Below are 21,498 nucleotides of genomic sequence, written 5' to 3' on the forward strand. Positions count from 1 at the left end.
CATGTGGCAGTGGGCTCATCTGCTGGGATTCAACCTCTACTGGTTGCTGGCAGTGAAGTGGCAGCAGCCGGGCCCGCTGCTGGCACTGCTGCTGCTTCATTTTCTCTTCTCACCCAGCCGCCAACGTGACTGGCGGCTCATCCCGGTCGCTCTTGCCGGCAGCCTGCTCGATGCCCTGCTCTGGCAGCTCGGGCTGTTTGATTTCAACGCCGGTTTTCCGCTCTGGCTGGTGCTGCTCTGGTGCGGCTTTGCCCTGACTCTCTCTCACGGTCTGCGCTGGCTGCGGCCCTTGCCGCGCTGGCAGCAGGGGCTGTTCGGCATGGTTGGGGGGGCCTCCTCCTATGTGGCGGGCGCCGCCATGGGGGCAGTACACTTACCTTGGGGCATCGGGGTCAGTGCAGCACTGCTGGCGGTGATCTGGATGTGGTGGTTACCCGTACTCCTGTGGGTAACGGTCAAGCTGGAGGGTGAAGCGAGATGAACACCTTTTCGACCGACACCTTGTTGTTTTCCAAGTGGACCAAAGAGAGCCGGCACGAGCTGACCGAGCGTTTCTATCTGGTGGTGGCCTGTCAGCGCGATGCGCAGGGGCAGCTGCAGCAGGTGGTGATGCAGGACATCAACACGCTGCTGGAACAGGAGATGGACTGGCATGAACTCGAAGATCCCGCCCATTGGCACATGGGGTGGAATTAGCCTGCTGCTGGCAGGCTTGAGCCTACCGTTGACCCCTTTCGCCCAGACCGGGCAAGCCCTGATCACCCCCTGGCAGCAGCTGCAGCCGGTCGGGCGCGGCGAGATGAGCTGGCTCTGGTTCAAGCTCTATGACGCCACCCTCTACAGCGAGAACGGCCGCTATCGGCCGAGTCACTATCCTCAGGCGCTCAGCCTCACCTACGCCAGAGCCATCGAACGGGACGATCTCTTGCGCGCCACCGCCGCCGAGTGGCAGCGACTGGGGCTTGGCAGTGAGCAGCAGCGCCAGGAGTGGCTAGGTCAGCTCGCCGCACTCTGGCCCGATGTTCGGGCGGGTGATCGGCTCACCTTCTATGTCGACAAGGGGGGCGCGGGCCATTTCTGGTGGCGGGACAAGCCGCTCGGCACCCTCGCCGATCCGCAGTTTTCGGCGGCCTTTCTCGCCATCTGGCTGGCAGAAGGGAGCCGTGATCCGGCGCTCACCCGCAGCCTGCGAGGAGAGTTCTGATGCAAAAGAGGTTCATGCAGTACATCCACGCCTGGCGCTACCTGCTGTTGTTGCCGCTGCTGCTGCTGGCCGGCTGTGGCAGCAGTCTGGAGGATTATCGCGATCGGGGCCCCGAGTGGGATCTCGCTCGCTTCTTCGATGGCAAGCTGACGGCGCACGGTCTGGTGACCGATCGCAGCGGCGAGGTGACCAGCCGTTTTAGGGTGGAGATGCGCGGGCGCTGGCAGGGGGGCAAGGGAGAGCTGTTCGAGCAGTTCTACTTTGACGACGGCCGCCAGCAGACCCGCACCTGGTTCTTGAGCAAGGGGGCGGATGGTCACTGGCGCGGCACGGCGGCCGACGTGGTGGGGGAGGCGGTAGGCAAGGCGGCCGGCTTTGCCCTCAACTGGCGCTATCAGCTCGATCTGGCATTGCCCGATGGCAGCGTGGTGCGGGTGAGTTTCGACGACTGGATGTACCTGCTCGACCAGGATCGTTTGATCAACCGGGCCGCCATCAGCAAGTTCGGCATCCAGCTGGGGGAGGTGATCCTTTACATCGAGCGGCGGCCTGAATGAGTTCGCCTCGCTCGGTCGGCAACGCGGACGATAGTCACTCGCTATCAATCAGTTAGGTCTTAACGATTACCTTTCGAGTCTGATGGGTTCTAAGATGACCAGGTCGTCAAATCTGGAGGTGAAACATGAAGAGTCCGATTGGTCTTGATACCGTTCAATCACAAGCGCTGGCCGCCGAGCTGAACAAGTTGCTGGCCAGCTACCAGATCCTTTACATGAATGTTCGCGGCTTCCACTGGAACATCCGCGGCAACCAGTTCTTCGAGCTGCACCTGAAGTTTGAAGAGATATACAACGACCTGTTGCTGAAGGTCGATGCTCTGGCCGAGCGTATCCTGACCCTGGATGGCGTACCGCTGCACAGCTTCAGCGACTACCTGAACGTTTCCGCCATTGCCGAGCAGAAGGGGCTGCACGACGGTCGTGCCTGCGTCGAATCCCTGCTGGAGAGTTTCCGCGAGCTGCTGGTGGCCCAGCGCCGCATCCTGGGGCAGGCCGCCGATGCCGGTGATGAAGGGACTGCATCCATTCTCTCCGACTATGTGCAGCAGCAGGAGAAACTGGTCTGGATGCTGCGCGCTTACCTGGCCTGATAGCCAACCAGGCCGGATGCATACGAAGTATGCCGGCTTGATGAAGTGAAGGGCTGGATCTGCCAGACCAGACGCCAGCCCAACCCGTTCCCTTACCGTGTTCTGTTGCAAACCTGAGTTGTCTCTCCTTTTATCCACCCGCTTGCCGCCCTGTTTGGGCGGCTTTTTTTGTTTTTGATCTGCATCAATGAAAATTGAATTGGCAAATTGAATGCCTATTAAGTTTTCCACGAGGGGAATAGAATCGCCACAAAATAAACAACTGAAATGTCCAATTAGGAGAGGCATGATGTTTTGTGTGCAATGTGAACAGACAATTCGTACCCCCGCCGGCAACGGCTGTGCCTATGCACAAGGTATGTGCGGCAAGACGGCAGAAACCTCGGATCTGCAGGATGTGCTGATCTATACCCTGCAAGGGCTCAGCGCCTGGGCGCTGGCCGCCCGCGAGCACGGCATCGTCGACAGCGAGATCGACGCCTTCGTGCCCAAGGCCTTCTTCGCCACCCTCACTAACGTCAACTTCGATTCCGCCCGCATCGTGGCCTATGTCAATCAGGCGCTGGCCTATCGCCAGCAGCTGGCTGCCAAGCTGGCACCGCTGGCCGTGAATGTTGGCGATCTGCCCGCCGCGGCCCGCTTCGAGCCGGGTAGAGAGCTGCTGGAACAGCTGGCCCAGGCACCGCAGACCGCGGTCAACCGCGGCAAGAACGAGGTCAACGAAGACATCATGGGGCTGCGCCTGCTCTGCCTCTACGGCCTCAAGGGCGCTGCCGCCTACATGGAGCACGCCCGGGTGCTGGATCAGCAGGATGCCGGAGTAGCCGCCGAATTCCACCGCATCATGAGCTGGCTGGGTACGGATCCGAGCGATCTGGATCCGCTGTTCAAGTGCGCCATGGACATTGGCCTGCTCAACTTCAAGATCATGGAGATGCTGGATCTCGGTGAAACCACCGCTTTCGGCCATCCGGAGCCGACCCAGGTACGCGTTACTCCGGTACCGGGCAAGTGCATCCTGGTCTCCGGTCACGACATGGTGGATCTCAAGCTCATTCTGGAGCAGACCAAGGGCACCGGCATCAAGGTCTACACCCATGGCGAGATGCTGCCGGCGCTGGCCTACCCCTTCTTCAAGCAGTACCCGCACCTGGTGGGCAACTACGGCTCCGCCTGGCAGAACCAGCAGAAGGAGTTTGCCAACTTCCCGGGCGCCGTGGTGATGACCTCCAACTGCATCATCGACCCGAACGTGGGCAATTACTCGGATCGCATCTTCACCCGCTCCATCGTCGGCTGGCCGGGCGTGACCCACTTGGAAGGAGAAGATTTCTCCGCCGTGATCGCCAAGGCGCAAGCGCTGGAAGGCTTCAAGCACGTTGAGCTCGAGCACTTCATCACTATCGGCTTTGCCCGCAACGCCCTGATGCAAGCCGCCCCTGCGGTGATCGACAAGGTCAAGGCCGGCGAAATCAGCCACTTCTTCCTGGTCGGTGGCTGTGACGGCGACCGTGCCGAGCGCGCCTACTACACCGAGTTTGCCAAGGCGATCCCGCAGGACAGCCTGCTGCTGACCCTGGGTTGTGGCAAGTACAAGTTCAACAAGCTCGACTTCGGCGACATCGGCGGCATTCCCCGTCTGCTGGACGTGGGTCAGTGCAACGATGCCTACTCTGCCATCCAGCTGGCGCTGGCGCTCTCCGAAGCGTTCGAGTGCGGCGTCAACGATCTGCCGCTGACCCTGGTGCTCTCCTGGTTCGAGCAAAAAGCCATCGTCATTCTGCTCACCCTGCTGGCGCTGGGCGTGAAGGACATCCGCACCGGCCCGACCGCCCCGGCCTTCCTCACCCCGGCCCTGCTCAAGGTGTTGGAGGAGCAGTTCGGTCTGAAAGGTACCACCACGGCCGAAGCCGATCTGGCCGAGATCCTGGCGGCCTGAGCAAAGAGACAGCCTTACACGCTCAGCATGTTGTAAGCCTTTGGCGAGCCTGATGGCTCGCCTTTTTTTAGCGACCCCTTTCCAACATTTTTCAACAAGAGGAGCCTTGCGATGACCTCCACCTCCCTCACCCTCAGGTGCATCGGCCGCCGGGCGGATACCCACGATGTAGCGAGCTGGCAGTTTGTGCCGCAGACGGGCAGCCTGCCCGCCGTGCTGGCGGGCCAGTGCGTGACGCTACACACCGAGATTGACGGCAAGCCCCACTGCCGTGCCTATACCCTCTCCTCCAGCCCGCAGGATGCCTGCTGGCAGGTCACCATCAAGGATGTCGGACTGGTCTCCCACCATCTGCATCAAACCCTGCAAGTGGGGGACGAGATCCGGGTGGATGGCCCCTTCGGCGACTTCAACCTGACTGCCTTGCCCTGCGAGCGGCCGCTGCTCTTGAGTGCTGGATCCGGCATCACCCCTATGTGGGCCATGCTGCGCGACGAGCTGGCCAAACGGCCGGACGCCGACATCCGCTTCATTCACAGCGCCCGCTCGCCAGAGGATGTGATCTTCGCAGACGACCTGGCTGCGCTGGCCGCGGCCCATGCCGGCGTTCGCCACGCGTTAGTGCTGGAGCAAGTACGGGAAGAGGCGCCGACGGCTTATCCCTGGGTTGGCCGGCTCACGCCGGAGATGCTGAGGGAGCTGGCGCCGGATTTGCTCGCGCGCCACGTCTATCTGTGCGGGCCTGCCCCCTACATGACCGCAGTCTGCACCATGCTGGCGGAGCTGGGACTGCCGGCAGCGCAGTTGCACCAGGAGTCGTTCGGCCTGCCTGCTGGAACATCGAGTGCGGCGCCAGTTGCGGCCAGCAGCGACCACTTCTGGCTGACCCTCAAAAAGAGCGGCAAGAAGGTGAAGATCCTGCCGGGTCAGACCCTGCTGGCAGCGCTGGAGGGGGCGGGGGAGACCATGATGGCGGCCTGCCGTGCCGGGGTGTGTGGGGCCTGTCGCTGTACCACGGAAGGTGAGATTGAGCGCCAGAGCGTGATGACTCTCAGCCCGCAGGATCTGGAGAGTGGGGTGGCATTGGCCTGCTCCTGCACCGCCAGGGGGGATGTTTGCGTCGACTATTGAGGAAAGGTAATGGGTACCCTGCTCTTTTCGCTACGAAGCAAGGCGGGTAGACTCAACTCCAGTTTCAGTCGAACACGGGATACATAATGACAATTCTGGTCACAGGGGGCGCCGGCTATATCGGCTCCCACACCCTGGTTGAGTTATTGAACGCCGGGCAACAGGTCGTGGTGCTGGACAACCTCTCCAACTCCTCCCCCGAGTCGCTCAAGCGGGTCGAGCGGATCACCGGCAAGCCGGTCATTTTCGTCGAAGGGGATGTGCTGGATCGGACTTGCCTGCAGCAGCTGTTTGCCGATCACCAGATCGAGTCGGTGATCCATTTCGCCGGGCTCAAGGCGGTTGGCGAGTCGAGCCAGATCCCGCTCACCTATTACCAGAACAACATCACCGGCACCCTGGTGTTGTGCGAAGAGATGGCCAAGGCCGGCGTGTTCCGGCTGGTATTCAGCTCCTCAGCCACCGTTTACGGCGATCCTGCCTCGGTACCGCTGCGGGAAGATTTCCCCACCAGCGCCACCAACCCTTATGGCCGCTCCAAGCTGATGGTCGAAGAGATCCTGCGCGATCTCGCCAAGTCCGATCCCCGCTGGGCCATCGTGTTGCTGCGCTACTTCAACCCGGTCGGTGCCCACGAGAGCGGTCTGATTGGTGAAGATCCCAACGGCATTCCCAACAACCTGCTGCCTTATATCAGTCAGGTCGGCGTGGGCAAGCTCAAGGAACTGGGGGTGTTTGGCAACGACTACCCGACGCCGGATGGTACCGGGGTGCGCGATTACATCCACGTGGTGGATCTTGCCATCGGTCACCTCAAAGCGCTGGCACGCATCGCGTCGGATACCGGGGTCTTTACCTACAACCTGGGTACCGGTCAGGGTTACTCGGTGCTGGAGATGATCAAGGCATTTGAAGCGGCCAGCGGTCGCACCATTCCCTATCAGATCAAGCCCCGTCGCCCCGGCGACATCGCCGAGTGCTGGGCCGAGCCGCACAAGGCCCGTGCCGAGCTGGGCTGGCAGGCCGAGCGCGGTCTGGAGCGGATGATGGTGGATACCTGGCGCTGGCAAAGCCAGAACCCGAACGGTTATGGCCCTGCTGCGAAGCCGTGATCAAGGGTCATGCGCTGCTCGGGAACCTCATTTATTCATATAAACTCGGGTCCCTGCGCAGCTCTTCGCCTTGCTGACCGCTTCTCACGGCGGCCCATCAGGCCTGATGGTTTGCAGCTTGAATAGCAAAACGCCCCGGCATGCCGGGGCGTTTTTTATGTGCCGGCGCGGGATTACTGAATGCTCTTGCCGGCGCGCACATCCTTGATGAAGCCTTTCAAGCTGGCCAGATCACGGGGGGCGCCGCGCAGGATCTGATCGCCGATGATGAAGGCCGGTGTGCCCGAGATACTCATGGCTTCGGCCAGCGCCCGGTTGGTGCCGAGATTCTGATCGATGCCGCCATCCTTGATCTTGGCTTCAACCTTGCTCCAGTTGACGCCGGCTGCTTCCGCCAGCTGCTTCACCTGTGCCTCGTCGGCCAGCGGGCCCTGATGGGCGTACAGCTTCTCGTGGAAGGCCTGGTACTTGTCGGGCTGACCCAGCTGTACCGCCAGGGCGGCGCGGGCGGCGAAGTAGGAGGTCTCGCTCAGGATCGGGAACTGCTTGTAGATGTAGCGAATGTCCTTGTCTTCTGCCAGCAGCTGCTTGATCAGCGGGTGGGCGCGTTTGCAGTAGCCGCAGTTGTAGTCGAAGAACTCGACCACGGTCAGGCTGCCCTTGGGATTGCCGCTCTCCGGATCCTGGTTGCTATAGAGCTGCTTGGCGTGTGCCTTGATCAAGGTCTTGTCGCTCTCGGCCTGCTGGCTCTCCTGCTTGGCGCGCAGAGCGTTGGACATCTCGACCAGGATTTCCGGGTTCTTGACCAGATAGTCGCGCACTATCTGTTCCACGTCGCTTTTGGTTAGTTCGCTCGCCTGAACCGGCGCCGCAAGCAGGGTGGCACCCGACAGGGCGCAAAGCAGGGCATGTTTGATTTTCATAAGTCCATCTTGCTGGGGATTTCGTGATGCTGACTATAGTGGGTGAGTCTGTTTTCAAGTCAAGTTATCTGGTTGAAAAAGCGCTGGTTATGCTCAAATTGGCGGCTTTGTGCGTCAGTTAGCCCAATAAATCGGCAAACGAGCGGCGAGGGGATTTACAAGGGCGATCGCCATGGGTAATATTCGCCGCACTGTCGCGGAGGGGTGGCAGAGCGGCTGAATGCACCGGTCTTGAAAACCGGCGATGGGCGACCATCCGTGGGTTCAAATCCCACCTCCTCCGCCATCTATATAGCCCAATTGATTGATTCGGTTGGGCTTTTTTGTGTCTGTGATTTTTGGTATACCAGTGAGTATGCCATTAGATGTTGGCTGCCTTTCTCCTCTATCGCATTTCTTTGGACAAGTATCGGCCCCACTTTCCGGTAGCTGCCCCTTGTGCTACTACCCGTAAAACGTAGCGCGTTACGAATGCCAGCGTTGCGTCGTATGCTTCATTGCATTGCCTATTCATATTTCGGATAGACAATGTGGCCAATAATCGAGCAGATCAAGCGAGAGTCACTGACATAAAACGTTTCTAGGTGGTCTGCGTTCTGTTCTCCAATAAAAAACACCCATGCTTTATCTTTCCTACCACCCCTTCTAGCCTGTTTGGCCTCTTCCTTTGCTGCATCTAACTCGTTAAGTAACATGGTTTTTTTGGCTTGTGACCAAGATTTCCACTCGACATGGAGCTGATAGTTTTTCGAGGGTTTCCGGTCTTCCCATTCTCCTGCTAGGGGGATAATTAACCGCTCCTCGCTCTGGGTGATCGGTAGCCACAACAACTCGGAATAAAAGATCTTCGTATCAGGGTACTTCTGAATTGGGCTACCTAACCTCTTGAACGCCGTCAGGTAATTGTCGGCTTCAATCCCAGGGATCTCCAAAGAGATGTTACGGTCGTGGGGGAAGTTGATGAACGCACGACAGATAGGGCGAATGCTTTGAGCTTTGCGTCTGGAAGTGCGTTGGGGGCCATTACCATTACCAGCAGCTACGGTTGGTGAATGTACCGAGGTTGAACCGTTTATTCCGTTTCCTTGATTAGTAGCTGTCGCTGGCCGTTTATCTATTAGCACTAGCCCTGAAGGTGACAACCCTGGCGATGAGTCCAATTGTTGACGCACGCTTTGTGTCTGTCCTTGGCTGATTACTTCCCGCTCAGCATCTGCATCACAATGGATGAGATGTTCCTTTCCCGGCATTTTGTTGAATGAGGGCCTCTTTTTGTTCTCTTTTTTCCAGGATGAGGGGTACATATCGATGCCGCATCCCCAGCACTCGTAACCATCCTTATCGACATGCACCAACATCCAGAGGGTCTCAGCCTCTATGATCTCACCGGTGCGTTTATCACGAGCAGATTCCATCGTTTTTATCCTTAGGCTTACCACGAAATTAATTGCTCCCATTACGACATGGGACGGATGAGATTGTCCACCAATAAGACTCGATAGGAGCTTTTTATGGGGGCGGGAATGCCAAGTTAGAGAATGAACTCATGCCGATCTGCTGTGCCTTGGGTATGGTAAATCGCCAGGTAGACATAACCATGGCTTCCCAAGGTGTCAGCTTCACAGGTGAAACCGTCGTGTTGAACAGTGATACGTTACTGGCATCGGGCATCCAGCTCACCGGTCAGCAGCTTGACTTCCAGTTCCTTGATGATGGTTGGGAAAGCTGCTTCCAGCTGGTCTATTGCCACCTCTGCCCATTCGCCAACCAGTGAGGCCCGATCTGACAGAAAGTGCAGTCGGTGGTGCTCTTGGATAAGACGAACGCCAAAGCGCGGGGTGACGGTATGGGGTAAACCCCACTGCGCAAAAATCCGCGTGGGCTGGTCTGGGGCTGCGGGTTGTTGGTCATTGGTGTTGATAGCTGTCGCGGTCATGATTAGCGATACCTCAGTTGAATGTCGATGAAGGTGCCGGGCACGTTGTGGCGCTGGCGCAATCTGGTCAGATGCTCCGAGAGTTCAGTCAGGCTGGCCAGTCGCCCCCGGTAGAGCCGGGAGAGATTGATGTAGTCAGGGTGACTCACGGCGATGGTTACCTGATGCCCTGGCTGCCAGCGGCCAAAAAGGTGGGCTTTGGCCTCTTTGATGGTGGTGATGCCGGGAGCGGGTAACATCTGCCGGTTGCGCAGGTGCAGCTTGTTGAGCTCGGGGGCATAGCGATGCACCTCGAGTCTGGTGATAAGACGGGTCATGTTCGGTGACTCCAATGATGCAAAGGGCCAGCCTGTGAGGGCTGGCCCTTTATGCAGTGTGTGAATGAGCTGGGCTTGGGTGGTCGTGTCTGTTTGCCGGGCCGCAGTGACAGGCGCAGTGGCTAGCCGTTGTAAAACAGGATGTAGTTCACACCAGCTTGTTGGGCGGCAGTAATTAAGGGTTGCAGTGCTGGCGGGATAGCATCGAGCTCCATAGCCAGGTTCAGGGTGAACTCATAGGCCGAGCTATCCTTCACACCGACATGCTCATGGGAGGCTATTTGCTTGACCCATTGCCACTCAGGCGCCAGGTCTGCGTCATCGTAATCACCGATGATGGAACTCATGGCGACATCCAGCATCTGCATAACCGAATGGCCTGCCAGTGGGTCAGGTGTTGCAGGGATGGTGTTGGTCATTGCATCGCTCCTTGTTGTCTGGGTTGTGCGTTACATCTGATTGATAACCGGCTTGCAATTGAGCCGGTCCAGCAGGTGCCGCGAGCCGTACTGGGCTACCAGCCGGTCTATGGCCATCTGGGCGCAGGCCGCTCTGCTGGGCTTATTCTCAGGAATTGCGTAACGCGCAGTGAGCCAGCCGCCGAGCAGTGCAATTCGGTAGCCACTGGGGATATGGGTGAGCGAGGTGCCGATGCCCCTCCCGTGAATGAGGAAGGGCACGGTCTGCCCGCCGATGTCGATATCGATGCGTTGGCCCTTGAGCTCAAAGGTGGTGAGCTCGGCAGTTTGCGAATGTTTGCCGGGCACCTTGATGGTGATGTTCTTAGCCATTTCACACCTCCGGCTTGGCTTCAAAATGTCGGGTCACAACGCCCGCTTCTGGGTCGATGCTGATAAACGCCGGTGCTTGTGGGTGGTACTGGTAGAGCCGCGCCAATTCAGCGCGAAACGCCTCAACGTTTGGCGCAATCACATGGCTGGTATCGCCTTCGGCGTAGGTAAAGGTCTCCAGCCTCTCTGAGTGAATCCAGATGCCGAAGTACCAAGCGTCTCCCTCGGTGTCGTATTGCTGCCAGCCCTGGGCCAGCAGCGTCCGGTCGTAGTAGTAACGGTCAGCCTGATGGCTCTCCCGGTCGATGCGGCAACCCGTCACGGTGAGCTCAAGCGGGATACGCCCTACCTTCAGAGCCTTCTTGACCCGGCGCAATGTGTGCCGTGCCTTGGCCTTCTCTTTGCGCGGGTCGTAGGGGTTCAGCTTGCAGCCCACGTAGTTGAGGATCCCCTCGGCATTGGCGGCTGCATTGTGCGTCAGCGTGTGCAGCAGGGCGGTGACTTCACGGCGGGCCAGTGTGCCCACGTGATAGAACTTGTTCATGATACTTCTCCTTGAAACAAACACCCCGCTAGTTAGCGGGGTGGTAGATGTCGAGGTAGAGGTAGCCGTAGTTGCGCCTCGGACTGGCTTCACACACCTAGCCCTTGTGTTCAAGGCGAAACACCTCGTCCATGTCGGTGCATATCTGGTATGCCTTGGCCATCTTGGTTAACTCACGCAGGAAGTGCGGCAGCACCGTGTCGCACTCGGCCCGCCACGCCTCATCTGGCTCGCCGTACATACCGGCACGGTCGCCCAGGAAATCAACATAACCACGTTGCAGAATGGCTCGAGCCCCCAGCTTGGGCAGGTTCGGGGTGCCCAGTCCCCATGTCATGTGCTCGAAGATGCTCATGTGTGGCTGCTCCAGTTTGGGTTGTCGTTGGTGCAGTGGTTGAAGTAGGCACCCACAATGGTGCGTAACGGGATAGCCGAGGTCGTTGCACTCACGCTCCCACCACGCAAAGTTAATCTCGCGGGGCTGGTTGTCCACCATGTCCAGTGGACTCACGAACAGCGTGGTCTTGTGCATCGTTGGCACGGGCTTGATCTTGTCGGGGCCAGCGCGCTTGCCGGTCTCGTCATAGTCGTGTGCCCACTTCGGGAAGGTGAGCTGATAGGTAATGAGCCTATGCAAATCGCCATGTGCGCTCATTGCCTGAGCTACTGCGACCTGAGTGAAGCTATCGTTGAATTCGATCATGGGTGTTTCTCTCTTTCTGCAGGTGAACGGTAAACCGCTGCCAGCAGCGCAAACTGTTCAACCAGGTAACTGATGCTGATGCCCAGTTCATCACTGACCCAATCACCTAGACGCTGATGTAGTTGTGCCATGTCATTGGCGATACGCTGGGCTATATGGGCCGTTGAGCTCGGTGGTGAGCTTGTCACCGTCAGGGTGATGGAGAGATTCATCGCATCTCTCCCCAAGGGGCTTGCTCCCACAGTGACAGCCGGGTCAGCACGTCTTGCGCGAGAGCCTGTTGCAACTGCTGTAGTACCTGCACAAGCCGAGGTGCCTGCTCAGGGCTCCCGCTCCATTCACTCGATTGGTACAGGGCGCAGCAGGTGAATTTGTACAGCGCCACCAGTTCGGCATCGGTGAGTGGTGTCTGGTGGTAACGGTGGGCAGGTTTGAGCGGACTCAGCGTGGTCGAGCGGTGCTTGCGTGGTTCCTTCTGGTCCTGCTGACGCCCTAGCTGATAGCGATGCCAGACAGCCCGCCGATTGGCGAGCATCATCAGCCGTACCAACCGGTCTACCCGCCACGTCCAGGTGCTGGTCGTGTCTGCTGGTGGCAGCCACCAGAGGGTACGCAGCAACTCAAGGGTGTAGTGGGGGGGCAACGGGGCATTGCAAAAGCGGTGCAACTGTACGGCAAAAGCAAGGTAGTCCTTGCGGTCAATTATGAAGGCAGACATGGGGATGGCTCCTTGAAATGCAAAAGGCCACCTGCAGTGAGGTGGCCCAGTGGGTTGTGTCGGAATATTCGGATCATGGTATTGGCGCGAATGATCCGGGTTTGGGGATGCTGGTGTTATTCGTGCGCCTGCTCTGCGTCTGGGTGAGCAACATCAAACAGGATGGCGTAGAGCGCACAATCAATGCCGTTAACGGCGTCGTGGTGCGGGTAATAGGGCGTTGCGTCTCTGGAGCGATCGAAGTAGTCGCCAAAGCAACTGAGATACTCGCGTATCTCAACGGTAGAACCGTGCAGCAAGGTCTCTTCAAGCTGCCTGGCATAAACTGGGTCATCACGCGCCTTGGCGACGGCCTTCTTCAATAACGCCAGCGCCTCCTCGTTGCAGGCGGTAGCCAGACGATGGCGCAGCTTGCCCTGGGTTTCCTCAAGGGAATAGGGATTGGGTAATCGCATGGCATTGGCGCGGCTAATGGCGCAGCTGATGCAGCAGTGCATCGATAGCCTCGATACAGTCAGCCTGGGTGAGCAGGTAACCGTTAGGCAGGTGAGCCACGATGGCGGGCTCTGCCTGAATCTCGACGTTGTCTGCAAGCCAACAGCGCAACTCGATGAGGATATCGAGGGTGGTGAGGTGGTATTTACCTGGGGGCTAGTTCATAGCTGCCCTCTTTCGGCCATCGAGACTACGCCTTCGGCACCAACCACCAGATGGTCGAGCAATCGCACATCGACCAGCGTCAAAGCCTCTTTGAGGGCTTGGGTAAAGACCCGGTCAGATTGGCTGGGTTCCGGGTCACCGCTGGGGTGATTATGCACCGCGATGATGGCCCCGCAATTGAGTATCAGGGCCCGCTTGACCATTTCCCGTGGGTAGATGTTGGCGCTGTCGAGGGTGCCACGAAACAGCTCCTCAAAGGCCAGCACACGATGTTGGGCGTCGAGAAATAGTGCGCCAAACACTTCATGTTCCCGGTCCTGCAGCAGGGTTTGCAGCTGCTCGGCGGCCTCTGTGGTACTGGTGATGGCAGTACCTTTGGCCAGTCGCTTGCGAGCAATCTGATTGGCGATACGCAGCAGGTCTTGCTCGGTCACGGGTTCGGTGACGACATAGGTGCCGGGGCATTCCCCGGCTTTGAGCTTGTGGTAACGCATAGTGGTCTCCTGAAAAAGAAAGACCCCGGCAGCGCGAGGCATACCGGGGCTAAATGCAGAGGTGTTGCTGGTTCACTTTGAGGGTAGTTCAGTTGGCCTTGCCTTGGTGGTGGCTTCTGCTCTTGCTCCGGCTGTGGGTCCCCATATCACCGGTATCAGCGATCCGGGGACCAGCACGGTGAGCGGGATAGCCAGCGCAATGCTCAGCCGTTCCGCCAGCTGGTAGGCTGGTCCTATGGTGTCATAGTCTGCGACCCAGGTAGCCAGGGCCAATCCGCTGGCCTCTACCGCTCGCAGGTAGACACTGTAGCCCTGTACGGTCAGGCCACTGTCACGCACCACATGAGTCTCACCATCCCGATTAATCGCTTCCAGCTCAACGGCTATCGGTTGTTTGGGCATCGTGTGCCTCCTCTTGAGGTAAGGGGTCACTCTCCACGCCATAGCCGTGATGAATGCAGGCACGCTGCAGGTCGCTCAAAAAGCGCCCCAGTACACGGGGCTGCTCTGAGAGCGGGACCGGGCCAGCCTGACAGCGCCAGAAACAGCGACGTGTGGGGTCCACACAGATTTCATCCACAGGCTGGCTCATAGTGTGCCAGTCCTCGGCATTGGTGAGGGAGAGCAGTTGCCACTGCACGCCAGACCAACGCAGATGTAGCGTAACGGTGCGGGTATGTGGGCTATTAGGGGTCAGGTGCAGCAACCAGCGCTCACCCTGGCAGATTGGCTGCAGTTTGGCCTTGGTCGCAACCAGTCCCAGCCACTGGCGTGAATAGTGAGATAGCGGCAGTTCGTTAGTCATCACACACCTCCTAATCCCCGCTGACCTCAACGGTGAAGTACGCCATCCGGCAGTAGGCAACAAAGTTGGTCTGCCACAGGGTGAATAACTCGTGGGCCTCGGCGCGTTGCATCGGGCCCCATCCTTGCAAATAGTGTTCGTCATCCAGGAAGTTGAAATCGAGCTCCTTACAGAGCTCGGCATCCAGACCCAGTCCCTGGTAACTGAAATCGGTGACGTAATCGAACCGCCAGCCATCGAGCCCACGGATCAGGCGGATCTCGACGGGGTGAGCCCCTCCCTGCTCGGGGCTATAGGTGGGACTGCGAAAGTTGAAGGTGAGCTGGGTCAGGCGCTCGAGGTTGAGGTCGGAATGGGCGAGCTCCTGAATGAGTCGCGCCAGTAGCGCTTGGGCAACGGCGCCCTGATAAAAGCAAAATGACATAGTGGTGTCCTGATGAACAAAAAAACCGGTGCACGAGGCACCGGTTGTAGCGTGATGGAAGAGCAGGATTAGGGGTGGGCTGCAAACTGGTATTGCGCTTCCCCCTGGTCGGTGAGCAGCTTAACTTCGAGGACGTTACAGTGAACGTCCAGGGCGAGCTTGAGTGTGTCGCCAAAGCTGAGCGTCTGGGGGAGTCGCTTGTGTGGGACAACGCAATTACCACGATTGACGGTCACATCTTGCACGGTGATGTTATTGCTGTGAGAGACTAATTGCAGCTCCTTGACCGGATAGCCTGTGACGTACTCAACCAGGCGCCAGCCGACATCAAAGGTGGGGGGGGGCAAGGCTGTCGGTATGGTATGTGTCTCGCTGCCCACAGAAGGCGGCTGTGTATCAGCCCCATCAGACGACAGGCAACTGAAATCAGGTGTCTGCGTGCCGGGCAACACGTTGGCCGCCTCGTTGGTCGGCAGTGCAAGTGACTTGCCATCCGTGGTCAAAATGCTGATTGACTTGGCGCTGCGTAGTTTTTCCCACATGTCGATGAAATTGTTCTCACCGACACGGGACGTGGTCTCATAAGGCGTATCGTATTGGCTGCCATCAACAATCATGGCGAACCCTTGAGGGACATAAGCGCCATACTCCTTGCCTTGCACGGTGGCCGTCATGGTGACCGGTTGGGTGTCACTACAGGCGATATAGAGCGAGTTATGCTCATCCACGACCGCCATATACTCGGTTGTTCCCTGAGCCCATCCGGTACTCCAGCGCCCCTGTTCACCCAATGCGAATGCAGGCACGGTCAGCAACATGCCAAGTAACATGAAAACGATGCGATACATGAGGTTATCTCCCTGAGTTCACACGGCATAGCCGAGAATGTTGGACATGAAGCTTTGAAAGGCCATAAAACCGATAAAGCCACCGATAGCCTGGGGGCCCATCATCCAGAACAGTTTGGCTTTGAAGGTGGCAGCAGCGCTGCCGGTAACAATCCAGTCTGGTCGGGTAAAGCGGCGAAAAAATTCGCCAAGGCTCATGCCGCCACCGGTGAATAACGTGCCGAAAATGAAGGTGGCCAAGTATCCACCGACACCCAACTGCGGGCCGTGGTCGAGCCATGCAAGGTGGAGGGTCAGCGCAGCAAAGAGTAAGCCGGCAACAATAAAGTAATATTTCATGATGTTTCCTCATGGATAGATTAATGCGCAAGCTTGCTGGTGAGAGCAGGCTTAATGTGTCGCAGTGGTGGGTTACATGCTCAAGGAGATAGCAACGTGATGAGGGGCGAAGTGGACTGCGCGGATATCACACACCTCTTTAAATACTGAGTGGCAACCCTATGGGTTGATAATCAACTCTGCAGGCCCTTCATGTCAACAGGTCCATGGTCAACCATTAAGGTTGATATGGAGGAGCTATGACAGATATCGCCATTAAACAACTGGCCAAGACAGTTGGCCGTGCCATCGCGCGGCAGCGACAGCAAGCAGGATTGACTCAAGAGCAAGTGGCGGAGCGCCTCGATATCGGAATGGAGGCCGTCTCCCGGATGGAGCGTGGTGTCGTGGTGCCAACCATTGTGCGGTTGGCTGAGCTGGCTCAGCTGTTTGATTGTGAACTGGCGGACTTCCTGCGTGAGAGCAGTAACCGCCCAACCGAACAAGGTCTTGTGTTGAGCCAACAGCTTGCCAGGCTGGATGAGGCAGACCGGGCATGGTTGTTGGAGACGATAGTGCGTCTGGTTGCCAGGCTCGCGGGTGAAAAGACATCATCGACATGATGTCGCGTCAATTACTCGCGCCTTGTTGGCATCATTATCAGGTGACCCAGGATACCGCCCAATAATACCGCCCCACCCAGCCAGGGGTTATCCGTTGCGCTGGCGGCACGCAATAACCAGCGCGATACCTGCGGGCTGTGACTGACCCCCTCGATACACCACTGAACAAAGTGCTCACAATTATTAAAGGCAGGGTGATAACGTTGCTCCCCCAGACGTAGCCATGCCCTGGTAATGGCCTCGTCATGGGTAAATCGTCGGTATGGATGTGACTCGACCCTGACAATATTGCCTTGTGCAAAGGTCTCCAGGGAAACACGCTCAATGCCATCGTTCTCACCAACCCCGGAGGTGCTCATCCCTCCGGCATAATGCATCACGAATTGATTGCCAAGATAAAGGCCATGGTGTTCAAAGCCGAGGCGCGGGCTGACCAGATGGTCACCCGGTTGTGGTTCCCGTAATGGTGAGACAAACATATTTTCTCCAGATATTGGTGGATAGTATTGAATAATGGTTACTTCTATTTCCCTAAAGTGGGGGAGCTATTGATGAATTGAAATGCAAAGAATAGCGTCAATTCTCATTGGTAGGATATAGGTTTTAAATGTTTTGGAATGAATTGTTTGACTGATAATAGAGCGCTGGTGATACCACCTGCGCTCAGCCGAATACGTGCTAGTAATGACCTTGCGGCTGGTAGTTGGGAAGGGTTAACTGGTCGTTCTGTAAATTGATATAAGTGGCATTGGCTACTCGTCGCAATTGGATGTTTCTTCTGGATTCAAGTATTGCCAAGGCCATATCAAGATTTTCTTTTTTGCGTAATTTCGAAGGGCCTTTTTGTAATAGCATGGTTTTGTTAATGGCAAAAACGCCCAACACATCATAATACTGAGAATTAGCTCCGATAAATGTGAGTAATGCCTGGATAAGTGATTCGGTTATTTCATGAAAATCCACTGCTTGTTGGTATTGGGCTGAGTACTCTCTAACCATTGAGTATGCATCATTAATCATGTCGCTTTTAATAGTGTCGTTATCATCTTTCTCTAAGAAAACATGCATGACTCCGGCTAGTCTTAATATGTGTTCTGTTGCGCGATGAATAAACTCAAGCGACGGGTCGTTGCTATTAAAACTCATGTTAAAGCAATGACTCTCCCTATCCTTATTAATGCTAAAGATATGATCGCAATCTCCCACCATCAATAATCTGTGTTCATGAGTATTCCTAAGTAAAAAAGTTTGATGTGCAGAATCTAATAACGTGCGGATACGTTTGATAAAACGGTCAAGGTGAGGGGTTGATATCGTTTCAGTTCGAGGCTGCTGAAACAACATGGACGGTGGTTGAGAAATAGCAAACAAACACCGTGCAAAGAAGCCACTTTCCTTAGCCTGTTCACCGTGAATGCGAACGTATTTCGCAAAGATGGAGGGTTGCAACATAAGATTCATACTGAAACGATAGTTGTTCACGTGGCTGCGTCCAGTCGATATTCGCTCAACAGTGAATGGCCTGGCATCCCAGAGTGAGTTATAAAAGCTGGGCATGGAAAAATCCTTGCCGTTGAGAATTTTTCCTGCTTCATCCGTATTAAGGCATAGGCACCGCCATGGAGCGCTCAACGCTTTCTGTAATGCTGGTTGGGTGATATCGCTGACGAATATCTTGGGAGCAGCTCTCATGATGGGTTTTGTCTCTTTATGTGATTTGAGCTCTGCGCTCACATTCACTTCATCCTCTTTGTGCTGATTGACTATTGCTTTTTTGAGTTTTGACTTGAGTAATTTAAGGCGAATATTATAAATCTCTATATCATGTTCATAATCGTTTTTATGTGTTTTTTCATCATCATTTTGGCGTTGTTCAAAGTCACGAAATGGTGCTGATAAAATATTGTCTACTGTGCTCTTGCGAGCGCCTGACTCAGCGATAGTAATACAATACAGTGAGAGAGGAATAGGGGTGTTGGTTAAGGGGTTAAATACATCAGCTGAGGCTTGTACCGCCACAGCCATGGCATTGAGCATGCTATTGATGATGATGCCATCACTTGCCTGAGTGAGTAACCGCAGCTCGGTGACGACATGTTGTAGCTGCTGCGGCAATAAATTGCACATCTGGCTGGCGCTGTAGGGAGACAGAGAAAAAGGTAAGGGTTGCATCATGGACTCCGATGTATGGCATGTGTGCCTCAATAATGCGCTAATGATTAGCGTGAAAATGAGACTCGAGTACCTTAAATCAACGTTTTCCTGTGATGGCTGTCAAAAATCACATCATGGACTACTGATATGAGAACAAACCCTCGCTCGATAGTTTCACCTGAATTGAGTCCTGAGTGAGTTCTTGCCGGATGTGTGGTTCGCCGGTTTTTATCTCTCTTCCTGTCAGGAGTCTGTTGCTATGAATACCTGTAATAAACCAGTGCGTATCCTTCGCTTGAAGGATGTGTTGTTCAAGCTGAATATTGCACGCAGTACGTTATATGATTGGATGAATGAACGCTCACCCCGTCATGACCCTACTTTTCCTAGAAGGGTAAAAATAGGCCTCAATAGCATAGGCTGGCTAGAAAGTGAGGTGGATTGTTGGATCTTGTCTCGCTTTGACACCCCCCATTTATAGCGTATTGATTGGATTGACGAGACTATAAGGTGAGGTGCAGACGAGTATCTCAATCTACACACTACTACTTGTTAAGTTGTCATCAATGCCACGTTGGGTGCATATATTGCACCACTTTGTGGATGTCCTTAGAGGGGGTGGGGAATGTCTTGTGATTCTGATAGCGTGTGCTGGAAAGGATTAAAGTAATTGTTGAGTGAGCGCACATGCAAAAGCTAAGTTCAGAGTGGTTTATAAAACTAATCTCCCGGTGTGTTCGGGCGTTTACTTTTAAATAATGCGTCTTTCTTGGAGGGTTAGATGTTCACGAGGTTTGGTAATAGTAATATACCTAACGTCTAACATATGCAATATGCAAATAACAAATCGTGCTCTAGATGGATCTCCACCCTAAAATACATCCTATATCCCCATGAAGTGTGCGTGTGTCTGATATACATCAGACTTGTATGTAGCTTACAAGCTAATAGCAATGCATGTAAGGCAATTAGCGCAGCCGACAGTAATATTTCACATCACTAACCTAATGCATGAGTGAGCTGACACTCACTCCTCATAATACCAGTGATATGTCATCAGCTCGCATGGTTATGCCATGCCGTTAAAAATGGAGTGACAAATTCAATGAGCAATCATTACTTGAAACCCGGTGAGCTTGAACAGTTGCTTGCCAAGGTCGAGGGGTTATATGGCGAGGTTTCCTTAACACAGCTAAAAACTGCTATAGACGTCATCGAGGATTTCTTGAGTGTATTTTCACGCGTCTTTGCTGTGCGTGTTGATTTGCATTTTCCTCAGATGCTTTCAGCAGATGCGCCTGACATGCCGACTTGTTTTCCAAGAACAGATCCCAAAGCGATTACACGCTTCTTTGCGTCTCTCTCGAGTCAACTATTAGCTGAACATCACCGAAAAGGAAAGCGAGGCACACCGGCGCCTTTTGGTTATATCTGGGTGAGGGAGCAGAATGCGAGTGACTTCCCTCATTACCACCTGGTTCTACTTTTCAACAAGGATGACTACGCGTATCTTGGTAACTATAGTGATTTCGAGATGGTTAATATGGCCATCAGAATACAGAGAGCATGGTGTAGCGCGTTGCGACTGCCATTTCCTGAGCACGCTCGTCTCGTTCATTTTCCTGATGGTGGTGCATATTGGCTTAGGCGCCAGACTGCGACAATGGACTGTGTGGCTTATCGAGAGTTCTTGCTGAGGACTGCGTATCTCTTTAAGTTGCATTCTAAAGTATCTGGCGAACGTAACTTTGGTCGTAGCTTGCCAATAGGTAAGACTGGTGTTTAACCTACTACGCTGCAGAAAGGGGGCAAATAAGCCCCTTTTATTGGACTGGTATTGAATACGTTGTAATTTAAGTTTAGTTGTAGTGCTAATGCTGGGCTTGAGCATATCTCTTACCGACCGTATTATATTGCAAACGCTAATATTTCATCGGGGATTATATATGAGTGAATTTTTGAAAGTACTGTTGAATGTGCGCAGCCTGCGGGCAGTGATGCGTGAGCTGTCCCTGGAGCAGGTGAAAGAAGCGCATGAGAAGATAGAAGTGATTTACCTGGAACGCTTGGAGCAGGCAGAGAAAGAGCAGGCTGTAAATGCTGAGCGTCAGCAAAAGCTAGCTGAGTTCCAAGCAATGCTGGCTCAGGCAGGTATCGACCCGACTGAGTTGGTAGGCAGTGCCCCAGCAGATGCGACTACGGCTAAAGCTAAACGAGCACCTCGTCCCCCGAAATACCGTTATGTTGAAAATGGCGTAGAGAAAACCTGGACCGGCCAGGGCCGTACACCCAAGTACCTAGCCCAGCAGCTAGAGCAAGGTCGTCAGTTGGATGAATTCCTCATCTAACAATAAAGGTGTAGTGGTCTAATCATCCCGGACACCATTTTAGGTGGTACAGTCGCCGCCATGACCTGAGGTGTTCAATGACAAGATTACGTCGCTCATTTACTGCCAAATTCAAACTCGAAGCCGCATCCCTGGTACTCGACCAGGGATATTCTGTCCCTGAAGCCAGCCGTTCACTGGATGTCGGTGAAACCGTGCTTCGTCGCTGGGTTCAGCAGCTCCAATCCGAACGAACTGGCACAACCCCAATCGGCAAAGCATTGACCCCGGAGCAGCAAAAAATTCAGGAGTTGGAAGTCCGCATCAACCGGCTCGAACGTGAAAAGGACATTCTAAAAAACCGCCTCCCCGGCACT

30 protein-coding genes, 1 tRNA gene and 2 pseudogenes are annotated in these 21,498 nt (G+C 55.4%); 14 read left to right on the forward strand and 19 right to left on the reverse strand.

Annotated elements, in window-relative coordinates; all coding sequences use genetic code 11:
- The first annotated feature begins 1 nt into the window (after position 1).
- The 8 genes from ACB033_RS14560 to galE all read left to right on the forward strand — a co-directional run bounded on the left by ACB033_RS14560 (position 2) and on the right by galE (position 6,536).
- The gene (locus ACB033_RS14560) at positions 2–481 is read left to right on the forward strand and encodes a DUF2878 domain-containing protein (protein WP_139725356.1); all 480 of its coding nucleotides are present in this window, start codon (positions 2–4) and stop codon (positions 479–481) included.
- On the forward strand, positions 478–696 hold the full coding sequence (locus ACB033_RS14565) for a TIGR02450 family Trp-rich protein (RefSeq protein ID WP_011705034.1): 219 nt from the start codon (positions 478–480) through the stop codon (positions 694–696). Before ACB033_RS14560 ends, ACB033_RS14565 begins: the two co-directional genes overlap by 4 nt.
- Entirely contained in the window at positions 653–1,204 is a 552-nt protein-coding gene (locus ACB033_RS14570) for a chalcone isomerase family protein (protein ID WP_162852102.1), read from the forward strand. Before ACB033_RS14565 ends, ACB033_RS14570 begins: the two co-directional genes overlap by 44 nt.
- Positions 1,204–1,761, forward strand: coding sequence for a DUF3833 domain-containing protein (locus ACB033_RS14575; protein ID WP_371140569.1), 558 nt, complete (start codon positions 1,204–1,206; stop codon positions 1,759–1,761). The genes ACB033_RS14570 and ACB033_RS14575 overlap by 1 nt, the downstream gene beginning before the upstream one ends.
- A 125-nt stretch (positions 1,762–1,886) precedes the next feature.
- Positions 1,887–2,354, forward strand: a complete 468-nt coding sequence (locus ACB033_RS14580; protein ID WP_017779811.1) for a Dps family protein — start codon at positions 1,887–1,889, stop codon at positions 2,352–2,354.
- Between the two features lie 289 nt (positions 2,355–2,643).
- A complete protein-coding gene (gene hcp / locus ACB033_RS14585) occupies positions 2,644–4,293 on the forward strand; it encodes a hydroxylamine reductase (protein ID WP_371140570.1) in 1,650 nt (549 codons plus the stop codon).
- 111 nt (positions 4,294–4,404) lie between these two features.
- Complete coding sequence (locus ACB033_RS14590) at positions 4,405–5,424, forward strand: hybrid-cluster NAD(P)-dependent oxidoreductase (RefSeq protein WP_324043063.1); 1,020 nt, start codon at positions 4,405–4,407, stop codon at positions 5,422–5,424.
- 86 nt (positions 5,425–5,510) lie between these two features.
- Positions 5,511–6,536, forward strand: a complete 1,026-nt coding sequence (gene galE, locus ACB033_RS14595; RefSeq protein ID WP_371140571.1) for a UDP-glucose 4-epimerase GalE — start codon at positions 5,511–5,513, stop codon at positions 6,534–6,536.
- A gap of 173 nt (positions 6,537–6,709) precedes the next feature.
- On the opposite strand, the gene ACB033_RS14600 is transcribed toward galE, so the two are convergent.
- Complete coding sequence (locus ACB033_RS14600; protein ID WP_139725361.1) at positions 6,710–7,459, reverse strand: DsbA family protein; 750 nt, start codon at positions 7,457–7,459, stop codon at positions 6,710–6,712.
- Between the two features lie 198 nt (positions 7,460–7,657).
- Between ACB033_RS14600 and ACB033_RS14605 the strand changes: the two genes are divergently transcribed.
- Positions 7,658–7,745: transfer RNA gene (locus ACB033_RS14605), tRNA-Ser, on the forward strand.
- 220 nt (positions 7,746–7,965) lie between these two features.
- On the opposite strand, the gene ACB033_RS14610 is transcribed toward ACB033_RS14605, so the two are convergent.
- From ACB033_RS14610 to ACB033_RS14685, 16 genes and pseudogenes are all read right to left on the reverse strand, one after another.
- Positions 7,966–8,874: a hypothetical protein gene (locus ACB033_RS14610; RefSeq protein WP_223951406.1), complete on the reverse strand. Its 909-nt coding sequence runs from the start codon at positions 8,872–8,874 to the stop codon at positions 7,966–7,968.
- Positions 8,875–8,990: 116 nt separating this feature from the next.
- Positions 8,991–9,395 (reverse strand): annotated as a pseudogene (locus ACB033_RS14615) (type IV toxin-antitoxin system YeeU family antitoxin).
- Between the two features lie 2 nt (positions 9,396–9,397).
- Positions 9,398–9,712: a hypothetical protein gene (locus ACB033_RS14620; RefSeq protein ID WP_371140572.1), complete on the reverse strand. Its 315-nt coding sequence runs from the start codon at positions 9,710–9,712 to the stop codon at positions 9,398–9,400.
- 122 nt (positions 9,713–9,834) lie between these two features.
- Positions 9,835–10,131 carry a hypothetical protein gene (locus tag ACB033_RS14625; RefSeq protein ID WP_223951404.1) on the reverse strand — a complete coding sequence of 99 codons (297 nt, stop codon included), beginning with the start codon at positions 10,129–10,131 and terminating at the stop codon, positions 9,835–9,837.
- A gap of 30 nt (positions 10,132–10,161) precedes the next feature.
- On the reverse strand, positions 10,162–10,503 hold the full coding sequence (locus ACB033_RS14630) for a hypothetical protein (protein ID WP_223951403.1): 342 nt from the start codon (positions 10,501–10,503) through the stop codon (positions 10,162–10,164).
- A 1-nt stretch (position 10,504) separates the two neighbouring features.
- Positions 10,505–11,047: a hypothetical protein gene (locus tag ACB033_RS14635; protein ID WP_223951402.1), complete on the reverse strand. Its 543-nt coding sequence runs from the start codon at positions 11,045–11,047 to the stop codon at positions 10,505–10,507.
- 97 nt (positions 11,048–11,144) lie between these two features.
- On the reverse strand, positions 11,145–11,750 hold the full coding sequence (locus ACB033_RS14640; RefSeq protein WP_223951401.1) for a type IV toxin-antitoxin system YeeU family antitoxin: 606 nt from the start codon (positions 11,748–11,750) through the stop codon (positions 11,145–11,147).
- Entirely contained in the window at positions 11,747–11,962 is a 216-nt protein-coding gene (locus tag ACB033_RS14645; RefSeq protein WP_223951400.1) for a hypothetical protein, read from the reverse strand. Before ACB033_RS14645 ends, ACB033_RS14640 begins: the two co-directional genes overlap by 4 nt.
- A complete protein-coding gene (locus tag ACB033_RS14650) occupies positions 11,959–12,468 on the reverse strand; it encodes a hypothetical protein (RefSeq protein ID WP_223951399.1) in 510 nt (169 codons plus the stop codon). The genes ACB033_RS14645 and ACB033_RS14650 overlap by 4 nt, the downstream gene beginning before the upstream one ends.
- A 116-nt stretch (positions 12,469–12,584) precedes the next feature.
- Entirely contained in the window at positions 12,585–12,965 is a 381-nt protein-coding gene (locus ACB033_RS14655; protein ID WP_223951398.1) for a hypothetical protein, read from the reverse strand.
- Between the two features lie 159 nt (positions 12,966–13,124).
- Positions 13,125–13,622 carry a DNA repair protein RadC gene (radC, locus tag ACB033_RS14660; protein WP_371140573.1) on the reverse strand — a complete coding sequence of 166 codons (498 nt, stop codon included), beginning with the start codon at positions 13,620–13,622 and terminating at the stop codon, positions 13,125–13,127.
- Positions 13,623–13,694: 72 nt separating this feature from the next.
- Complete coding sequence (locus ACB033_RS14665) at positions 13,695–14,024, reverse strand: hypothetical protein (RefSeq protein ID WP_223951396.1); 330 nt, start codon at positions 14,022–14,024, stop codon at positions 13,695–13,697.
- Positions 13,999–14,427 (reverse strand): hypothetical protein, encoded by a 429-nt coding sequence (locus ACB033_RS14670; RefSeq protein ID WP_223951395.1) that lies wholly within the window; start codon positions 14,425–14,427, stop codon positions 13,999–14,001. The genes ACB033_RS14665 and ACB033_RS14670 overlap by 26 nt, the downstream gene beginning before the upstream one ends.
- Before the next feature lie 10 nt (positions 14,428–14,437).
- Positions 14,438–14,851 (reverse strand): DUF2787 domain-containing protein, encoded by a 414-nt coding sequence (locus ACB033_RS14675; RefSeq protein WP_223951394.1) that lies wholly within the window; start codon positions 14,849–14,851, stop codon positions 14,438–14,440.
- 68 nt (positions 14,852–14,919) lie between these two features.
- The gene (locus ACB033_RS14680; RefSeq protein ID WP_223951393.1) at positions 14,920–15,699 is read right to left on the reverse strand and encodes a hypothetical protein; all 780 of its coding nucleotides are present in this window, start codon (positions 15,697–15,699) and stop codon (positions 14,920–14,922) included.
- Positions 15,700–15,717: 18 nt separating this feature from the next.
- A complete protein-coding gene (locus ACB033_RS14685) occupies positions 15,718–16,038 on the reverse strand; it encodes a hypothetical protein (RefSeq protein ID WP_223951392.1) in 321 nt (106 codons plus the stop codon).
- A 239-nt stretch (positions 16,039–16,277) separates the two neighbouring features.
- Between ACB033_RS14685 and ACB033_RS14690 the strand changes: the two genes are divergently transcribed.
- On the forward strand, positions 16,278–16,640 hold the full coding sequence (locus ACB033_RS14690) for a helix-turn-helix domain-containing protein (protein ID WP_223951391.1): 363 nt from the start codon (positions 16,278–16,280) through the stop codon (positions 16,638–16,640).
- A gap of 11 nt (positions 16,641–16,651) precedes the next feature.
- Here ACB033_RS14690 and ACB033_RS14695 read toward each other — a convergent pair whose 3' ends face one another.
- Both ACB033_RS14695 and ACB033_RS14700 read right to left on the reverse strand, forming a co-directional pair.
- Entirely contained in the window at positions 16,652–17,119 is a 468-nt protein-coding gene (locus ACB033_RS14695) for a lecithin retinol acyltransferase family protein (RefSeq protein WP_223951390.1), read from the reverse strand.
- A gap of 199 nt (positions 17,120–17,318) precedes the next feature.
- Positions 17,319–18,815: a DUF3987 domain-containing protein gene (locus tag ACB033_RS14700; protein ID WP_223951389.1), complete on the reverse strand. Its 1,497-nt coding sequence runs from the start codon at positions 18,813–18,815 to the stop codon at positions 17,319–17,321.
- Positions 18,816–19,053: 238 nt separating this feature from the next.
- Here ACB033_RS14700 and ACB033_RS14705 point away from each other — a divergent pair, with 238 nt between their 5' ends.
- From ACB033_RS14705 to ACB033_RS14720, 4 genes and pseudogenes are all read left to right on the forward strand, one after another.
- Positions 19,054–19,275 (forward strand): AlpA family transcriptional regulator, encoded by a 222-nt coding sequence (locus ACB033_RS14705; RefSeq protein ID WP_223951388.1) that lies wholly within the window; start codon positions 19,054–19,056, stop codon positions 19,273–19,275.
- A gap of 624 nt (positions 19,276–19,899) precedes the next feature.
- Positions 19,900–20,580 carry an inovirus Gp2 family protein gene (locus tag ACB033_RS14710; RefSeq protein WP_223951387.1) on the forward strand — a complete coding sequence of 227 codons (681 nt, stop codon included), beginning with the start codon at positions 19,900–19,902 and terminating at the stop codon, positions 20,578–20,580.
- Positions 20,581–20,740: 160 nt separating this feature from the next.
- Positions 20,741–21,142 carry an H-NS family nucleoid-associated regulatory protein gene (locus ACB033_RS14715; RefSeq protein WP_223951386.1) on the forward strand — a complete coding sequence of 134 codons (402 nt, stop codon included), beginning with the start codon at positions 20,741–20,743 and terminating at the stop codon, positions 21,140–21,142.
- Positions 21,143–21,219: 77 nt separating this feature from the next.
- Positions 21,220–21,480, forward strand: a pseudogene (locus ACB033_RS14720) (transposase); the annotation flags it as partial.
- Positions 21,481–21,498 lie beyond the last annotated feature (18 nt).

This window comes from Aeromonas sp. S15(2024), from assembly GCF_041402265.1.
Taxonomy (GTDB): Bacteria; Pseudomonadota; Gammaproteobacteria; order Enterobacterales; family Aeromonadaceae; genus Aeromonas; species Aeromonas dhakensis.

Excerpts from the sequence above, each read along its gene's own strand:
- ACB033_RS14710 (WP_223951387.1), top strand. The coding sequence starts at position 19,900 with ATGAGCAATCATTACTTGAAACCCGGTGAGCTTGAACAGTTGCTTGCC.
- ACB033_RS14610 (WP_223951406.1), bottom strand. The coding sequence starts at position 8,874 with ATGGAATCTGCTCGTGATAAACGCACCGGTGAGATCATAGAGGCTGAG.
- ACB033_RS14560 (WP_139725356.1), top strand. The coding sequence starts at position 2 with ATGTGGCAGTGGGCTCATCTGCTGGGATTCAACCTCTACTGGTTGCTG.
- ACB033_RS14625 (WP_223951404.1), bottom strand. The coding sequence starts at position 10,131 with ATGACCAACACCATCCCTGCAACACCTGACCCACTGGCAGGCCATTCG.
- ACB033_RS14685 (WP_223951392.1), bottom strand. The coding sequence starts at position 16,038 with ATGAAATATTACTTTATTGTTGCCGGCTTACTCTTTGCTGCGCTGACC.
- ACB033_RS14665 (WP_223951396.1), bottom strand. The coding sequence starts at position 14,024 with ATGCCCAAACAACCGATAGCCGTTGAGCTGGAAGCGATTAATCGGGAT.
- ACB033_RS14590 (WP_324043063.1), top strand. The coding sequence starts at position 4,405 with ATGACCTCCACCTCCCTCACCCTCAGGTGCATCGGCCGCCGGGCGGAT.
- ACB033_RS14645 (WP_223951400.1), bottom strand. The coding sequence starts at position 11,962 with ATGAATCTCTCCATCACCCTGACGGTGACAAGCTCACCACCGAGCTCA.
- ACB033_RS14655 (WP_223951398.1), bottom strand. The coding sequence starts at position 12,965 with ATGCACTGCTGCATCAGCTGCGCCATTAGCCGCGCCAATGCCATGCGA.
- ACB033_RS14600 (WP_139725361.1), bottom strand. The coding sequence starts at position 7,459 with ATGAAAATCAAACATGCCCTGCTTTGCGCCCTGTCGGGTGCCACCCTG.
- ACB033_RS14650 (WP_223951399.1), bottom strand. The coding sequence starts at position 12,468 with ATGTCTGCCTTCATAATTGACCGCAAGGACTACCTTGCTTTTGCCGTA.
- radC (WP_371140573.1), bottom strand. The coding sequence starts at position 13,622 with ATGCGTTACCACAAGCTCAAAGCCGGGGAATGCCCCGGCACCTATGTC.
- ACB033_RS14630 (WP_223951403.1), bottom strand. The coding sequence starts at position 10,503 with ATGGCTAAGAACATCACCATCAAGGTGCCCGGCAAACATTCGCAAACT.
- ACB033_RS14580 (WP_017779811.1), top strand. The coding sequence starts at position 1,887 with ATGAAGAGTCCGATTGGTCTTGATACCGTTCAATCACAAGCGCTGGCC.
- ACB033_RS14675 (WP_223951394.1), bottom strand. The coding sequence starts at position 14,851 with ATGTCATTTTGCTTTTATCAGGGCGCCGTTGCCCAAGCGCTACTGGCG.
- ACB033_RS14635 (WP_223951402.1), bottom strand. The coding sequence starts at position 11,047 with ATGAACAAGTTCTATCACGTGGGCACACTGGCCCGCCGTGAAGTCACC.
- galE (WP_371140571.1), top strand. The coding sequence starts at position 5,511 with ATGACAATTCTGGTCACAGGGGGCGCCGGCTATATCGGCTCCCACACC.
- ACB033_RS14640 (WP_223951401.1), bottom strand. The coding sequence starts at position 11,750 with ATGATCGAATTCAACGATAGCTTCACTCAGGTCGCAGTAGCTCAGGCA.
- ACB033_RS14620 (WP_371140572.1), bottom strand. The coding sequence starts at position 9,712 with ATGACCCGTCTTATCACCAGACTCGAGGTGCATCGCTATGCCCCCGAG.
- hcp (WP_371140570.1), top strand. The coding sequence starts at position 2,644 with ATGTTTTGTGTGCAATGTGAACAGACAATTCGTACCCCCGCCGGCAAC.
- ACB033_RS14670 (WP_223951395.1), bottom strand. The coding sequence starts at position 14,427 with ATGACTAACGAACTGCCGCTATCTCACTATTCACGCCAGTGGCTGGGA.
- ACB033_RS14565 (WP_011705034.1), top strand. The coding sequence starts at position 478 with ATGAACACCTTTTCGACCGACACCTTGTTGTTTTCCAAGTGGACCAAA.
- ACB033_RS14700 (WP_223951389.1), bottom strand. The coding sequence starts at position 18,815 with ATGATGCAACCCTTACCTTTTTCTCTGTCTCCCTACAGCGCCAGCCAG.
- ACB033_RS14680 (WP_223951393.1), bottom strand. The coding sequence starts at position 15,699 with ATGTATCGCATCGTTTTCATGTTACTTGGCATGTTGCTGACCGTGCCT.
- ACB033_RS14705 (WP_223951388.1), top strand. The coding sequence starts at position 19,054 with ATGAATACCTGTAATAAACCAGTGCGTATCCTTCGCTTGAAGGATGTG.
- ACB033_RS14715 (WP_223951386.1), top strand. The coding sequence starts at position 20,741 with ATGAGTGAATTTTTGAAAGTACTGTTGAATGTGCGCAGCCTGCGGGCA.
- ACB033_RS14695 (WP_223951390.1), bottom strand. The coding sequence starts at position 17,119 with ATGTTTGTCTCACCATTACGGGAACCACAACCGGGTGACCATCTGGTC.
- ACB033_RS14690 (WP_223951391.1), top strand. The coding sequence starts at position 16,278 with ATGACAGATATCGCCATTAAACAACTGGCCAAGACAGTTGGCCGTGCC.
- ACB033_RS14570 (WP_162852102.1), top strand. The coding sequence starts at position 653 with ATGAACTCGAAGATCCCGCCCATTGGCACATGGGGTGGAATTAGCCTG.
- ACB033_RS14575 (WP_371140569.1), top strand. The coding sequence starts at position 1,204 with ATGCAAAAGAGGTTCATGCAGTACATCCACGCCTGGCGCTACCTGCTG.